The 14,392-nt window shown below is 61.4% G+C and carries 11 protein-coding genes; 9 read left to right on the top strand and 2 right to left on the bottom strand.

Annotated elements, in window-relative coordinates; genetic code table 11:
• The first annotated feature begins 31 nt into the window (after nt 1–31).
• Nucleotides 32–535, top strand: a complete 504-nt coding sequence (locus tag CFter6_RS17750) for a DinB family protein (protein ID WP_061541047.1) — start codon at nt 32–34, stop codon at nt 533–535.
• A 48-nt stretch (nt 536–583) separates the two neighbouring features.
• Here CFter6_RS17750 and CFter6_RS17745 read toward each other — a convergent pair whose 3' ends face one another.
• Entirely contained in the window at nt 584–2,737 is a 2,154-nt protein-coding gene (locus CFter6_RS17745) for a TonB-dependent siderophore receptor (RefSeq protein ID WP_082814849.1), read from the bottom strand.
• 235 nt (nt 2,738–2,972) lie between these two features.
• On the opposite strand from CFter6_RS17745, the gene mgrA reads away from it, so the two are divergent.
• Nucleotides 2,973–4,016 carry an L-glyceraldehyde 3-phosphate reductase gene (mgrA, locus tag CFter6_RS17740; RefSeq protein WP_061541045.1) on the top strand — a complete coding sequence of 348 codons (1,044 nt, stop codon included), beginning with the start codon at nt 2,973–2,975 and terminating at the stop codon, nt 4,014–4,016.
• 88 nt (nt 4,017–4,104) lie between these two features.
• On the opposite strand, the gene CFter6_RS17735 is transcribed toward mgrA, so the two are convergent.
• On the bottom strand, nt 4,105–5,118 hold the full coding sequence (locus CFter6_RS17735) for a GlxA family transcriptional regulator (protein ID WP_061541044.1): 1,014 nt from the start codon (nt 5,116–5,118) through the stop codon (nt 4,105–4,107).
• A gap of 456 nt (nt 5,119–5,574) precedes the next feature.
• Between CFter6_RS17735 and CFter6_RS17730 the strand changes: the two genes are divergently transcribed.
• The 7 genes from CFter6_RS17730 to CFter6_RS17700 are packed head-to-tail and all read left to right on the top strand — an operon-like array spanning nt 5,575 to nt 14,369.
• On the top strand, nt 5,575–6,843 hold the full coding sequence (locus tag CFter6_RS17730) for a serine hydroxymethyltransferase (RefSeq protein ID WP_061541043.1): 1,269 nt from the start codon (nt 5,575–5,577) through the stop codon (nt 6,841–6,843).
• An 18-nt stretch (nt 6,844–6,861) separates the two neighbouring features.
• Complete coding sequence (locus tag CFter6_RS17725; protein WP_061541042.1) at nt 6,862–7,833, top strand: dipeptidase; 972 nt, start codon at nt 6,862–6,864, stop codon at nt 7,831–7,833.
• Between the two features lie 29 nt (nt 7,834–7,862).
• Nucleotides 7,863–8,387: a DUF5943 domain-containing protein gene (locus CFter6_RS17720; RefSeq protein ID WP_061542446.1), complete on the top strand. Its 525-nt coding sequence runs from the start codon at nt 7,863–7,865 to the stop codon at nt 8,385–8,387.
• Nucleotides 8,388–8,402: 15 nt separating this feature from the next.
• The gene (locus CFter6_RS17715) at nt 8,403–10,466 is read left to right on the top strand and encodes an NADH:flavin oxidoreductase (RefSeq protein WP_061541041.1); all 2,064 of its coding nucleotides are present in this window, start codon (nt 8,403–8,405) and stop codon (nt 10,464–10,466) included.
• Nucleotides 10,467–10,468: 2 nt separating this feature from the next.
• Nucleotides 10,469–12,382, top strand: coding sequence for a (Fe-S)-binding protein (locus tag CFter6_RS17710; RefSeq protein ID WP_061541040.1), 1,914 nt, complete (start codon nt 10,469–10,471; stop codon nt 12,380–12,382).
• 2 nt (nt 12,383–12,384) lie between these two features.
• Nucleotides 12,385–13,560, top strand: coding sequence for an electron transfer flavoprotein subunit alpha/FixB family protein (locus tag CFter6_RS17705; protein WP_150118804.1), 1,176 nt, complete (start codon nt 12,385–12,387; stop codon nt 13,558–13,560).
• Nucleotides 13,557–14,369, top strand: coding sequence for a drug:proton antiporter (locus tag CFter6_RS17700; RefSeq protein ID WP_061541039.1), 813 nt, complete (start codon nt 13,557–13,559; stop codon nt 14,367–14,369). The genes CFter6_RS17705 and CFter6_RS17700 overlap by 4 nt, the downstream gene beginning before the upstream one ends.
• Nucleotides 14,370–14,392: the final 23 nt, after the last annotated feature.

Below are 14,392 nucleotides of genomic sequence, written 5' to 3'. Positions count from 1 at the left end.
AGTGAATCGCCGCCTGCCATACGGATCCGCCATGAATAAACTGCTGACTACCCTGTTTGAATACAAAGCCTGGGCCAACGACACCTTGTTTTCGACGCTGGCCGCTTTGCCGCCGGAATCACACGAACGTGAAAAACATGACGCCACGCGCATCTTGAACCACGTCTACGTGGTCGACCGGATTTTCGAAGCCAACCTGCAGCGCCAGCCGCACGACTACAGGGCATTGAACACCACGGCGACGCCGGCGCTGGCCGACCTGCGCGCAGCGGTCCGTGAAACCGACCGCTGGCTGCTGTCATATGCCGATACCGTATCGGAAGCCGAGCTTGCGGAGATTATCGAATTCACCTTCGTAGACGGTTCGGCAGGCCGCATGTCTCGCGGCGAGATGCTGACCCACCTGGTCACGCACGGCAACTACCATCGCGGCGCCGTCGGCCGCATCCTGTCGCAGATCGGCGTGCCGCCGCAACGGGATACGCTCACGGTCTTCCTGCACCGGCCGGAACACCTCCGGGCTGATCCGATATAGGCAATCCGGCAGCTGCGCTGTTGATGGCGCAGGCCGCTCCCTCCGATCTCAGAAATTCAGCTTGGCGTTGAGCGTAAACTCGCGGCCGGCGCCGATGTTGACGAACGGCGTGCCGGTGCAGCAGCTGGCGGTGTAATAAGTCGAATCGAAGATGTTCTTGATGTTGAACTGCCAATCAACCGATTGACCGCCGACCAGGGTGTTCCATGACACGAAAGCATCCATCACGCGGCCGTAGGGGAGGTGGTAAACCTTGCCGGTGCCGTCGCCCACCGGCAGGCTGCTGAACACGCGGGCGCCTGCGCCCGCCCTCACTCGGCCTTCAACCGGACCGACGCGCGAGACGCCAAAGTCGCGCGTCAGGTACAGCGACGCCGAATGTTTCGGGGTGTTCGGCAGGGGATTTCCCGCCAGCTTGGGATCGTCGGCGTAGCGCGCCTCGGTGTAGGCATAGCTGCCGACCAGGCTCAGGTTCTGGCTGATGCGGCCGTTGGCGTCGAACTCCAGTCCGCGCGACCTGGCTTTGCCGGCGTTGCGGGTGTAGTTGATGCCGCCTATGGTTTCGGTGGTCTGGATGTTACGCTTCTGGATATCGAATACCGCTACCGTGGCAGTCAGGTTCTCGGTTTCCAGCTTCGAGCCGATTTCATAGCCCTTGGCCAGTTCCGGCGGCAATTCGCCTATCGGCGTCGCAATCGAGGTATTCGGCTTGAACGATTCGCTGTAGCTGGCGTACATGGACCAGTCGGGCGCCAGTTTGTACACCACGCCGGCGCGCGGCGTGGCGCGTCCGGCAGCGACCTTGCTGCCGACCACGAAGGGGCGGCCCTTGCCGGTCAGCTCGTTGAAATACTCATAGCGCGCGCCAGCCAGCAAGATCCAGCGTTCATCCAGATGGATCGAATCCTGCACAAACACGCCGCGCGAAATCAGCTTGTCGGTCTGGTCGCTGTCGGCCGGGCTGATCTTGCTGCCGGCCTGAGTCAGCTGGCCGTAGACTGGATCGTAGATGTTGAACTGGGTGTTGCTCGGGCCGCGGTAGAGGTCGCCCAGCACCCGGTAGTTGCGCATGTAGTCGACGCCGCCGACGATGTCGTGGCGGATCTCTCCCCAGTTGAATTTTCCTTCCAGGTTCAGGGTCAGCGTATGCGCCGACTGCACGCCGTTCTGGGTCGAGTCGACGCGGCGGGTGGCGATGCCGGTGGCGTAGTTGACCGACAGCACGCGCGCCTGCCAGTCGTTGTAGTAGCTGCGGCTGAAGCCGTAGCCGCCGTGCAGCGTCCAGTCGGCGTTGAGCTTGTGGTCGAAACGCAGGTTGACGGCGTCGGAACGGCCGGCCGAGATGTTATAGGCTTCGTCGAAGCGGCGATTCGCAGGCACGGCAACCGGATTGCCGGTGCGCGTATCGATGACGGTGCCGCGGTCGATAGGCACCGAATAATTCATGTGTTCATAGGCGAACGACAGAGTGGTGTCGCGGCCGTACCAGGCCAGCGAGGGCGCCACTACCGATTGCGTGGTTTCGCCGAAATTGCGCCAGTAATTGCTGCGTTCGTGGTCGGCGATCAGCCGGTAAGCCAGGCCGGAATCGCCGATTGGCCCGGTCAGGTCGATCTGTTCGCTGAGACCGCCATAGCTGGTGGTGCCGAGCGTGACCGAGCGCTGGTTCTCCAGCAGCGGTTTCTTGCTGACGACATTGACCACGCCGCCGGGGTCCATGCTGCCGTAGAGCATGGACGAGGGTCCTTTCAGCACTTCGATGCGTTCCGTGGTCGGCGTGAAATTGCGCGGCTGCACCGACAGCATGCCGTCGCGCAGCATGGAGTTGTCGCGGTTGTCGCCGAAGCCGCGCTTGATGATCGCATCCAGCGTGCCGCCCAGCGTATTGCCCATGTGGACGCCGGATACGGTATCCAGCGATTCCGCCAGGCTGCCTGGCTGGCGGTCTTGCAGAAATTGCGAAGTGACGACGCTGACCGCCTGCGGCACGTCGATCAGGGCGGCGTCACTGCGGCTGCCGACGGACGCGCGTTTTGCCTGGTAACCCTTTTCCGCTGCATCTTCCCGGCTGGCCTTGACGGATACCGTTGGCAGCACATTTTCATTGGCCGCGGCATCGGTATTTGCCTGCGTTTGCACATCGGCGGCGATGGCGCCATGCGTCAGCATGACCGAACATATTCCTACTAGTTGCTTTTTCAAAACTTTATCCTCGCCCGGCTATTTATTTTTAATAATAGGCGTCATTATATATAAATGAGAATCATTCGTAATTCAATAAGACGGGGTTTTTTCAAAATACAACGCAATTTGTCGAAATACCAAATCAGGCGCTCTCAGCGAGACACAAAATAGCTCTGTAGAATTAGTGCATGCAAGTCCTGCCGGCAAAAACAAAATTCTCCAAGAGACCATCGTTAAAAGGAACATGTCAGTAATGAGTTATCACGCATCAAGCAAGCGCTACGACGAAATGCAGTACCGTTTCTGCGGCCGCAGCGGCCTCAAGCTGCCATTGTTGTCGATGGGACTTTGGCACAACTTCGGCGACACCACCTCGCTGGCGCGCCAGCGGGAAATGGTGCACACCGCATTCGACCTCGGCATCACCCATTTCGACCTGGCCAACAACTACGGGCCGCCGTACGGCAGCGCCGAGACCAATTTCGGCCGCATCCTGAAGGAAGACCTGCGGCCTTACCGCGACGAGCTGATCATCTCGTCCAAGGCCGGCTGGGACATGTGGCCAGGGCCCTACGGCCAAGGCGGCGGTTCGCGCAAATATGTACTGGCCAGCCTCGACCAGAGCTTGCAGCGCCTGGGCCTGGATTATGTCGACATCTTTTATTCGCACCGCTTCGATCCGGAAACCCCGCTGGAAGAAACCATGAGCGCGCTGGCGACTGCGGTGCAGCAGGGCAAGGCGCTGTATGTCGGCGTCTCGTCCTATTCGCCGGCAAAGACCGCGGAAGCAGCCAAGCTGCTGCGCGACTGGAAAGTGCCTTGCCTGATCCACCAGCCGTCCTACAACATGTTCAACCGCTGGATTGAAGACGGCTTGCTGGATACCCTGGAACAGGAAGGCATGGGCTGCATTACCTTCACCGCATTGGCGCAGGGACTGCTGAGCGACAAATACCTGAACGGCGTGCCGCAGGATTCGCGTATCAACCGCGAAGGCGGCGGTTCGCTGCAGCAAGCCCACCTGAGCCCGGAAAACCTGGCGCGGGTGCGGGCCCTCAACGAGATTGCCAAGACCCGCGGCCAGAGCCTGGCGCAGATGGCGCTGGCCTGGGTATTGCGCGATCCGCGCGTGACCACCACCTTGATCGGCGCCAGCAGCCCGGCCCAGATCCGGGAAAATGTGGCTGCCTTGCAGCGCCTGGATTTTACGCAGGAAGAGCTGGCGGCCATCGACGAGCAGGCCAAGGAAGGCGGCATCAACCTGTGGGAACGTTCCATAAAAGAGCTGGCGCCCTGACGCCATGCGTTTGAGAACTGCCATTTTGCAGATATAAAAACGGGCGCCTGAGGCGCCCGTTTTTTCTTCTCCCCCTGATGCTTCGCCGCTAAATGAAAGCTGCCGCCTGCTGCATTGGCGCCGCCAGCAAGGCAGCCGGAACCGGGCTTGGCTGCCGGCGCTCGGTGCTGGGCGCAACGCTGAATACTTCACGATAGGTCTTGCTGAAATGGCAGGCTGACTGGAAGCCGCAAGCCACGGTAATGCTGAGTATCGACATGTCGGTCTGGCGCAGCAGTTCGCGGGCCTTGCGCAGGCGCAGCGTCAGGTAATAATGGGTAGGCGACATGCCCATGTGTTCCTTGAACATGCGCTGCAGCTGGCGCGGCGACGAGTTCGACAACTGCGCCAGTTCATCCAGCGACAGCGGCTCTTCGATATTGGCTTCCATCAGCGACACCACTTCCACCATGGCCGGCCGCGCCGAGGTCATGCGCACCGTCAGCGGCACTCGCTGCTGGTCCTTGTGGTCGCGTACGTGCTCGAGGATGAATTGATCGGCGATCGCCGCAATCGTGGTCTTTCCCACCTGGCTTGAGATCAGGTTCAGCATCAGGTCCAGCGGGGCGATGCCGCCAGTGCAGGTGATGCGGTCGCGGTCGATCACAAACAGGTCGGGTGCAAAAGAAATTGCGGGATAGGCGCGTTTCAGGCTCGACAGGTTTTCCCAATGGGTGGCGCAAGTGTAGCCATCCAGCAGACCGGCCTTGGCCAGGGCGAAGGCGCCGGTGCACAAGCTGCCCAGGGTCACGTCCTGGGTCGCCAGGTATTGCAGCAAGTCCAAGGTGGCAGGGTTGACCGCGGCGTCGATGTCGGTACCGCCGCAGACGAAAACGACGTCGGCGGCCGGGCATTCGTCGGCCCGGATGGTGGTCACGGAAAGGCCGTTGCTGGCCGTTACGGCGCCGCCTTCGGGGCTGACCACGGACCAGCGGTACAAGATGGTTCCTTCCAGGTAGTTGGCCATCCTCAGTACTTCGATGGCATTTGAAAATGCCAGCATCGTAAAGTTGTTGAGCGGCATGAAAGCAAAATGGGTGAAACAAGAACTGCTTTTAGACATGACCTGCTCCGTTGGCAAACATCAGCGATGGACAATGTAACGTTGAAATGGGTGAAGAACAAATGCTTTCGGTTGTGCGTCGCAATAAGCATGCCAAGCCGACCAGATGACTTATTTTCAACGCTTTTTCAACGCTTGCGACGGGTGGAAAAGAGGGAAAAGGGCGCTATCCGCAATAGCGAAATTCCGTTTCCAGCCCCTTGCCGGAGTCCGGTTTCACTGGCTGTGCAAGCGCAAAAAAAATAATGCCGGCGATCCCGCTTTTTGTGCACGTGATCCATTTCGGCGCAAGCGGCCGCCAGGCCGCCGGGAAACGACGCTTGGCTAAAAGTGACAGCGATGTCGCAAATTGAAAGGTTCCCGTCAGATCAAGTCAATAGCGGGGAAGGGGCTGGGACAAAATGGTGTCAAGCAACGGACCACTCACGACACCATCTCTTTCCCGGACATATACAAATGACACTTCCTGCATTTTCCCAGTCGCTGGCCGAACGCGACACCGCAGTCAAACAAGCCATCGGCCTTGAACTGGAGCGCCAGCAAAACCAGATCGAGATGATCGCTTCGGAAAACATCGTTTCGCGCGCCGTGCTGGAAGCGCAGGGTTCTGTGTTGACTAATAAATACGCGGAAGGCTATCCGGGCAAGCGTTATTACGGCGGCTGCGAATTCGTCGACCAGGTGGAAACCCTGGCGCTGGACCGGGTCAAGCAATTGTTCGGCGCCAAATACGCCAATGTGCAGCCGCATTCCGGCGCCCAGGCCAACGGCGCCGTCATGCTGGCGCTGGTCAAGCCGGGCGACACGGTATTGGGCATGTCGCTCGACGCCGGCGGCCACCTGACGCACGGCGCCCGGCCGGCGATGTCGGGAAAATGGTTCAACGCCGTGCAATACGGCGTCAACCGCGACACCTACCTGATCGACTACGACGAAGTGGAAGCGCTGGCCAAGCTGCACAAGCCGCGCCTGATCATCGCCGGTTACTCGGCTTATCCGCGCCAGCTCGATTTCGCCCGTTTCCGCGCCATCGCCGACAGCGTCGATACATTGCTGATGGTCGACATGGCGCATATCGCCGGGCTGGTGGCTACCGGCCATCATCCCAGCCCGGTGCCGCATGCGCATGTGGTCACTTCGACCACGCACAAGACCTTGCGCGGTCCGCGCGGCGGCTTCGTGCTGACCAATGACGAAGACATCGCCAAGAAAATCAATTCCGCGGTTTTCCCGGGCTTGCAGGGTGGTCCCCTGATGCACGTCATCGCCGGCAAGGCAGTGGCATTCGGCGAAGCGCTGGAACCGGAGTTCAAGCAATACATCGGCAACGTGGTGGCCAACGCCAAGGCCTTGGGCGAAGTGCTGCTGGCCGGCGGCGTCGACCTGGTCACCGGCGGCACTGAAAACCATCTGCTGCTGGTCGACCTGCGGCCCAAGGGTTTGAAGGGCACGCAAGTGGAGCATGCGCTGGAGCGCGCCGGCATTACCTGCAACAAGAACGGCATCCCGTTCGATACCGAAAAGCCGACCGTCACTTCCGGCATTCGGCTCGGTACGCCGGCCGGCACTGCGCGCGGTTTCGGCATCGACGAATTCCGCACCATCGGCCGCCTGACCGTCGAGATCTTCGATGCGCTGGCGAACAAACCCGAGGGCGATGCCGAAGTCGAGCAACGGGTGCTGGCCGAAGTGCGCGCGCTGTGCAAGCGTTTTCCTATCTATTAAACCGACATGGAGCACGGCATGAGCAACTTGCATCAGCAAAGCCTGGTCATCGACGGCCTCAACATCTCGAAGTGGGAGCGGCCGGTATTCGAAGACATGAAGAAGGGCGGCCTGAGCGCCGTCAACTGCACCATTTCGGTCTGGGAAAATTTCCAGGGCACGGTCGGCAACGTGGTCGACATGAAGAACCTGATTCGCGACAATGCCGACCTGCTGACGCTGGTGCGCGGTGTCGAAGACATCAAGCGGGCAAAAAAGGAAGGGCGCACCGGCGTCATCCTGGGTTTCCAGAACGCCCACGCGTTTGAAGACAACCTCGGTTACATCGAAGTATTCGCCGAACTGGGGGTACGGGTGGTGCAGCTTTGCTACAACACCCAGAACCTGATCGGCACCGGCTGCTATGAGCGTGACGGCGGCTTGTCCGGCTTCGGCCGTGAAGTGATTGAAGAAATGAACCGGGTCGGCATCATGGTCGACTTGTCGCATGTAGGCGGCAACACTTCGACCGAAGCGATCCTGGCGTCGAAGAAACCGGTCTGCTATTCGCATTGCCTGCCGTCCGGCCTCAAGCAGCATCCGCGCAACAAGAGCGACGAACAGCTGAAATTCATCGCCGATCACGGCGGTTTCATCGGCGTCACCATGTTCCCGCCTTTTCTCAAGCGCGGCAGCAGCGCCAATGTCGACGACTATGTGGAAGCCTTCGATTACATCATCAACCTGGTCGGCGACGACTGCGTCGGCATCGGCACCGATTTCACGCAGGGTTACGGCAAGCCCTTCTTCGAATGGCTGACGCACGACAAGGGACGCCACCGCCGCTTGACCGATTTCGGTACCGTGATCAATCCGGAAGGTTTCCGCACCATAGGCGATTTCCCCAACCTGACCACAGCGATGGAGCGCGCCGGCTGGAAGGAAAGCCGCATTCGCAAGGTGCTGGGCGAGAACTGGCTGCGGGTTTTTGGCGAAGTCTGGACTGCCTGATAGCCCTACGCAAATACCGAGGAGTAATGATGCAACCCCAATTGCCGATTGAAGTCGACGCCAGCACCGGCGTCTGGACTACCGACACACTGCCGATGCTGTATGTACCGCGTCATTTTTTTACCAACAACCACACTGCGGTGGAAGCGGCGCTGGGACGCGACGAATATGCGCAGATCCTGTACCAGGCCGGCCACAAGTCCGCCTATTTCTGGTGCGAAAAAGAAGCCAGGCAACACGGCATGTCCGGCCTGGATGTCTACAAACATTACCTGAAGCGCCTGTCGCAGCGCGGCTGGGGTTTATTTTCTTTCTCTGAAGTGGACGCGGCCAAGGCCAGCGCCAGCATCAAGCTGCTCAATTCATCGTTTGTGCTGCAGCAGCCGGAAGCGCACGGCAAGCTGTGCTACATGTTCGCCGGCTGGTTCGCCGGCGCCATGGACTGGGTCTCCGACACCACCGGCAATCCGTTGCGTTCGACCTGCAGCGAAACCCAGTGCGGCGGCGAAGGTCACGACCATTGCGTGTTCACAGTCACGGCAGTTGCTGCTTAGGGATAGATACAGACCATGCGTTATCCGACTTTGTTTTCGCCGTTGACCCTGAACCAGGTGACCCTGCGCAACCGGGTGGTCAGCACCGCCCATGCCGAGGTGTACGCGGAGGCGGGCGGCTTGCCGGGCGAACGCTATATACGGTATTACGAAGAAAAGGCCAAGGGCGGCCTGGGGCTGGCGATCTGCGGCGGTTCCAGCACGGTGTCCATCGACAGCCCGCAAGGCTGGTGGAAGTCGGTCAACCTGACTACCGACAAGGTGATCGAGCCTTTGTCGCGGCTGGCGGAAGCCATGCACCGGCACGGCGCCAAGATCATGATCCAGGCCACCCACATGGGGCGCCGCACGGCATGGCATGGCGAGAACTGGCCGCACCTGGTCAGTCCTTCGGGAATACGCGAGCCGGTCCACCGCGGCAACGCCAAGATCATCGAGATTGAAGAAATACGGCGCATCGTCTCCGACTTTGCCGCCGCCGCCAAAAGGGTCAAGCAGGCCGGCATGGATGGCATCGAGATTTCCGCCGCCCACCAGCAGCTGATAGACCAGTTCTGGAGCCCGCGCGTCAACCAGCGTACAGATGAATACGGCGGCAGCCTGGAAAACCGCATGCGCTTCGGCATCGAAGTACTGACGGCGGTGCGGGAAACGGTCGGCAGCGATTTTTGCGTCGGCCTGCGCATGTGCGGCGACGAATTCCATGAAGACGGCGTCGACCACGAAACCGCCAAGGAAATCGCGCAGGCGATGTCGGCAAGCGGCTTGATCGACTTCCTGAGTGTGGTTGGCTCCGGCGCCGATACCCACAATACGCTGGCCAACTGCATGCCGCCGATGGCCTTGCCGCCGGAACCGTTCGTGCACCTGGCGGCCGGCATCAAGGCGGTGTCCAAGGTGCCGGTGATGCATGCGCAAAGCATACGTGACGCCGGCCAGGCGGAACGCATACTGTCGTCCGGCATGGTTGACCTGGTCGGCATGACGCGCGCGCAGATCGCCGATCCGCACATGGTGATCAAGATCCGCGACGGGCGCGAAGACGAAATCAAGCAATGCGTGGGCGCCAACTACTGCATCGACCGCCAGTACAACGGGCTCGATGTGCTGTGCGTGCAGAACGCCGCGACCTCGCGCGAACAAAGCATGCCGCACCAGATCGCCAGGAGCCGCGGGCCGAAACGCAAGGTGGTGGTGGTCGGCGCCGGTCCGGCCGGGCTGGAAGCGGCGCGGGTGGCGCGCGAGCGCGGCCACGATGTGGTGTTGTTCGAACGCAGCGAGGCGGTCGGCGGCCAGATCAACCTGGCGGCCAAGGCGCCGCAGCGCGAACAGATGGCTGGCATCGTGCGCTGGTTCGACATGGAAACCAAGCGCCTCGGCGTCGACCGTCGGCTGGGCGTGAATGCCGACGAAGCCATGATCATGGCCGAACAGCCGGATATCGTGGTGCTGGCGACTGGCGGCAGCAACTACACCAGCCAGGTCGCGGCCTGGGGCATCGCCGAGGGTTTGTCGGTCAGTTCCTGGGATATTTTGCAGGGACGCGTAGTGCCCGGCAAGAACGTGCTGGTGTACGACGGCATCAGCACCCACGCCGGTTTCGGCGTCGCCGATTTCCTGGCCAGCCGCGGCAGCCTGGTGGAAATCGTCACGCCCGATGTCAAGATTGCCGACGATACCGGCGGCACCACTTTCCCGATTTTCTATCGCCGCCTGTATGCGCAAGGCGTGATCCCGACGCCGAATTACTGGCTGGACCGGGTCTACGCCGAAGGCGACAAGAAAGTCGCGGTGCTGCGTAATGAATACACGGAAGTGCAGGAAGAACGGGTAGTCGACCAGGTGGTGATTGAAAACGGCATCCTGCCTAACGATCATCTGTACTGGTCGCTTAAACCGCAATCGCTCAACCGCGGCCAGACCGACGTCAACAAGCTGTTCGCCGCCGAGCCGCAGCCGGCATTGGCGGAAACCCTGGGCGATGGCCGTTTCCTGCTGTTCCGGGTCGGCGACTGCATCTCCATGCATAACATCCACGCGGCAATCTATGATTCGCTGCGCCTGTGCAAAGATTTCTGACCATGGACGCTTCGGCCCCTTCCTTGAATTACGTCATTACCGTCTTGTTCTGGCTGTCGGCGGCGGGTCTGTCTGTCGGCCTTGCGCGGCGGGCAGCCCTGTGGCGCGCCGGCCGCGAAGCCTCGGTATCCTGGCTGGGCCTGCTGGCAATTCCAAAACGCTATTTTGTCGACCTGCACCATGTAGTGGCGCGCGATCCCTACATCGCCCGTACCCACGTGGCTACCGCCGGCGGCGCGATTGCGGCGATGGCGCTGGTGGCCGTCAATTACGGCTTGATGCTGTATGCCTCCGCCTTGAATACGGCAATCGGCCTGTTCGCGCTGGTCATGCTGACCGGCGTGCTGTTCGTCTGGCACCGGCGCCGCACGCCGCCGGCACGCTTGTCGCGCGGCGCCTGGATGCGCTTGCCGTGGATGTTGGCGGCGCTGGCGCTGGGTTTGCTGGCGCTCGGTCTGATCCCCTTGCAACTGATGTCGGGATTGAGCGCGCTGGTGACCGTGTTGTTGCTGGGGCTGGGCGCCTGGACCCTGACCGTGGGCGCGACGCGCGGCGGGCCGATGAAACATGCGCTGGCCGGCCTGCTGCACCTGGCTTTCCATCCGCGCCAGGAACGTTTTACGCAAGGCGGCAAAGGTACGCCAACTACTGCGCTCAAGCCATTGAAGCTGGAGCAGGGCGAACTTGGCGTCGGCAAACCGGTCGAGTTCCGCTGGAACCAGCTGCTGGGTTTCGATGCCTGCGTCCAGTGCGGCAAATGCGAAGCGGCTTGCCCGGCCTTCGCCGCCGGCCAGCCCTTGAATCCCAAGAAGCTGATACAGGATATGGTGACCGGCATGGCCGGCGGCAGCGACGCCAATTTTGCCGGCAGTCCTTATCCGGGGATTCCGCTCGGCAGGCACCAGGGTCGGCCGCAGGATGCGATCGTGCCGGGCCTGATTTCCAGCGATACCCTGTGGTCCTGCACCACCTGCCGCGCCTGCGTGCAGGAATGTCCGATGCTGATCGAACACGTCGATGCCATCGTCGACATGCGCCGTCACCAGACTCTGCAATTCGGCGAGGTGCCCGGCAAAGGTCCGGAAGTGCTGGCGAACCTGCGCGAAACCGGCAGTGCCGGCGGTTTTGACCTGGGCGCGCGCTACAACTGGGCGATCGACCTTGGGGTGCGGCAGATCGTTGCCAGCCAGGCAGTCGATGTGCTGCTGATGGTGGGCGAGGGCGGTTTCGACATGCGTTACCAGCGTACGCTGCGGGCCCTGGTCAAGGTGTTGCAGGCGGCGGATGTGGATTTCGCCGTGCTTGGCGCACTGGAAACCGACACTGGCGACGTCGCCCGCCGCTTGGGCGACGAGGCGACGTTCCAGGACATGGCGCAGCAGATGATCAGCCAGCTGTCGGCTTTTAGCTTCAAGCGGATTGTCACCGCGGACCCGCACGTCATGCATTGCCTGCGCAATGAATACCCGGCGTTCGGCGGTTGTTATGAAGTTTTTCATCACACTACCTTCATGGCGGCGCTGGTGAACTCGGGAAAAATCAAGCCGAAGGTTGCTCTGACAACCGCCGACAGCGACCAGCGTTTCACCTATCACGATCCCTGTTACCTGGGGCGCTACAACGGCGAGATCGAAGCGCCGCGCGACCTGCTCAAGCTGCTGGGCCTGCCTCTGCATGAAATGGAGCGCAACGGCATGCGCGGACGCTGCTGCGGCGGCGGTGGCGGCGCGCCCTTGACCGATATCCCCGGCAAGCAGCGCATTCCCGACATCCGAATCCACGATGCCCGCGCCGTACGCGCCGATACTGTGGTGGTGGCTTGCCCGAATTGCACTGCGATGCTGGAAGGCGTGGTCGGGCCGCGCCCTGAAATACGCGATATCGCCGAACTGCTCGCCGCGGCGCTGGAGAACTGACGATGGACATGGCGATACAGAATAATGTCAGGCGCGTAAATCCGCGCCGTCCATTTACCGTCAATGCCGACGGCATCAGACGCATCGTGCTGGGCCAGCTTGGCGACGGCGACGATAATGGCAACTACAGCAGCCAGGCGCCGATCCATAGCCAGCCGCACCAGGCAACCAAGCCAACACGCCTGGCCGCCGGCGCCGCGACCACAGCTTGCCTGCTGGCGGTTGCACACAGCGATCGCGGCGCGCTGGATGAACACGCGCGCCAGGCTGTGGCTGCGGCAGCGTTGCTGGCCGATGGAGCGACCGAAGTGGTGTTGCTGGTGTTCGGCGAACTGAATGACGATGCGGCGACACTTGGTGCCGACCGGTGCATCGTGCTGCCGCAATACGGCGGCCATGTATTTGCACCGGAAGCAGAACTGGCGGCGCTGTGCGCCTTGACGGAGGAACTGCGGCCTGTCCATATCTTTATCCCCGATGACGGCGTTGCCGGCAGCGACCTGGGACGGCGCCTGGGCGCGGTCGACGGCGGCACCGGTATCGCTACCCATGTGGTTGAAATCAGCCAGTCCGGCCTGGCAGCCTTGCGCGAGCAAGGTAGTGTGCTGGCTCGGCGCAGCCTGGCGCAGATCATGTTGCTGGAAATGGATGTCGTCGACGCGCGCTTGCCTTTCCTCGGCCGTGGCCAGCTTGCAGACCAGCTAGGCACGGCGATTGGCTTGGCGGCAGGCGCAGCTGTATCGTCCAGTCCGTTCCTGGATCTCGGCAGCAAGACCATGGCGGCTTCGCAGATGGAACTGGATGAGGCCGATTTCATCGTGTCGGCGGGCAATGGCGTGGACGATGTCGCACTGTTCAACTCTTTGGCAAATGCACTGGATGCGGCGGTCGGCGCGAGCCGGGTTGCCGTCGATGATGGCAAGTTCAAACGCGACAAGCAGATCGGCGCCACCGGAAAAACGGTCAGCGCCAGCGCTTACCTGGCCTTCGGCATTTCCGGCGCGGTCCAGCATCTGCAGGGAATCAAGGATTGCCGCCATGTGATTGCGGTCAACCTGGACGCCAGCGCGCCGATGATCAAGCGCGCCGATCTCAGCATCATCGGCGATGCGCAAGAATTGATGGCGGCGCTGCTGGAGCAGGTACGGCAAGCTCGTAATGCGGAGGCGGCATCATGAACCAGGCCATTACGGGACAGATTCGCAAGCGGATTGCCGTACTGGTGTCGATAGACCGCCATCCGGTTAGCGGCGTGCCGCGCTACAGCCGCAACGACGCCGCTGCCCTGAATCTTGCAAATGAACTGGCGCAACGCGGGGCCGGCGCCAGCATCGATGTTATCCACGCAGCTTGCGCAGGCCATGACGACAGTCCGGCCCTATCTGAATACCTGGCGCTAGGCGCCTCAAGCATCACGTTAATTGAAGCTGCCATATCGCAAGATGTGCTGCCGGCATTGCAGGCGCAGTTGCAAGATTATGACCTGGTGTTGTGCGGCAGCCGCGCCGAAGGCGGGGCAGGCAGCGGCATGTTGCCGTATCTGCTGGCGGCGCGCTTGAACCTGCCTTTGCTGGCGGGCGTGATCGCGGTGAGACCAGACGCCGGGCACATCGTCGCCCAGCAATATCTGCCCAAGGGGCGGCGGCGCGAAGTTGCGCTCAAGCTGCCGGCCGTGATGACGGTCCATCCATTTGCGCCAAACCGCCTGCGTTATGCCTACGCCAGGCTGCGCCGCGGTGAAATCAGGAAACAGGTTTTTGCTGGCTATCAAGGGACTGGCGGCCAAACCGAAGAATGGACTGTCGAAGCGGCTAAAGCCGTGCCGCGCAAACTGACGGCGCCGGAAAAACGTTCCGGGCATGCCCGCATGCAAGCCGCCACTGTCACCGAAAGCCGTGGCGGCAAGGTGGTCCAGGACGGCAGCGCTGCGGACAAGGCACAAATAGTCCTTGCCTATTTACGTGAACATCATCTGGTCAACTATTGATGTTGCAGCTGAGGTTGCAACTG

The sequence above is a fragment of the Collimonas fungivorans genome, from assembly GCF_001584145.1.
Lineage (GTDB): Bacteria > Pseudomonadota > Gammaproteobacteria > Burkholderiales > Burkholderiaceae_D > Collimonas > Collimonas fungivorans.
Note: the sequence above shows the minus strand (reverse complement) of the source record. Positions and strands in the feature narration are given on the sequence as shown.

Bases quoted from the DNA above. Each gene is read 5' to 3' on its own strand.
- CFter6_RS17735 (WP_061541044.1), bottom strand. From the start codon at position 5,118: ATGTCTAAAAGCAGTTCTTGTTTCACCCATTTTGCTTTCATGCCGCTC.
- CFter6_RS17700 (WP_061541039.1), top strand. From the start codon at position 13,557: ATGAACCAGGCCATTACGGGACAGATTCGCAAGCGGATTGCCGTACTG.
- CFter6_RS17715 (WP_061541041.1), top strand. From the start codon at position 8,403: ATGCGTTATCCGACTTTGTTTTCGCCGTTGACCCTGAACCAGGTGACC.
- CFter6_RS17710 (WP_061541040.1), top strand. From the start codon at position 10,469: ATGGACGCTTCGGCCCCTTCCTTGAATTACGTCATTACCGTCTTGTTC.
- CFter6_RS17750 (WP_061541047.1), top strand. From the start codon at position 32: ATGAATAAACTGCTGACTACCCTGTTTGAATACAAAGCCTGGGCCAAC.
- CFter6_RS17730 (WP_061541043.1), top strand. From the start codon at position 5,575: ATGACACTTCCTGCATTTTCCCAGTCGCTGGCCGAACGCGACACCGCA.
- CFter6_RS17720 (WP_061542446.1), top strand. From the start codon at position 7,863: ATGCAACCCCAATTGCCGATTGAAGTCGACGCCAGCACCGGCGTCTGG.
- CFter6_RS17725 (WP_061541042.1), top strand. From the start codon at position 6,862: ATGAGCAACTTGCATCAGCAAAGCCTGGTCATCGACGGCCTCAACATC.
- mgrA (WP_061541045.1), top strand. From the start codon at position 2,973: ATGAGTTATCACGCATCAAGCAAGCGCTACGACGAAATGCAGTACCGT.
- CFter6_RS17705 (WP_150118804.1), top strand. From the start codon at position 12,385: ATGGACATGGCGATACAGAATAATGTCAGGCGCGTAAATCCGCGCCGT.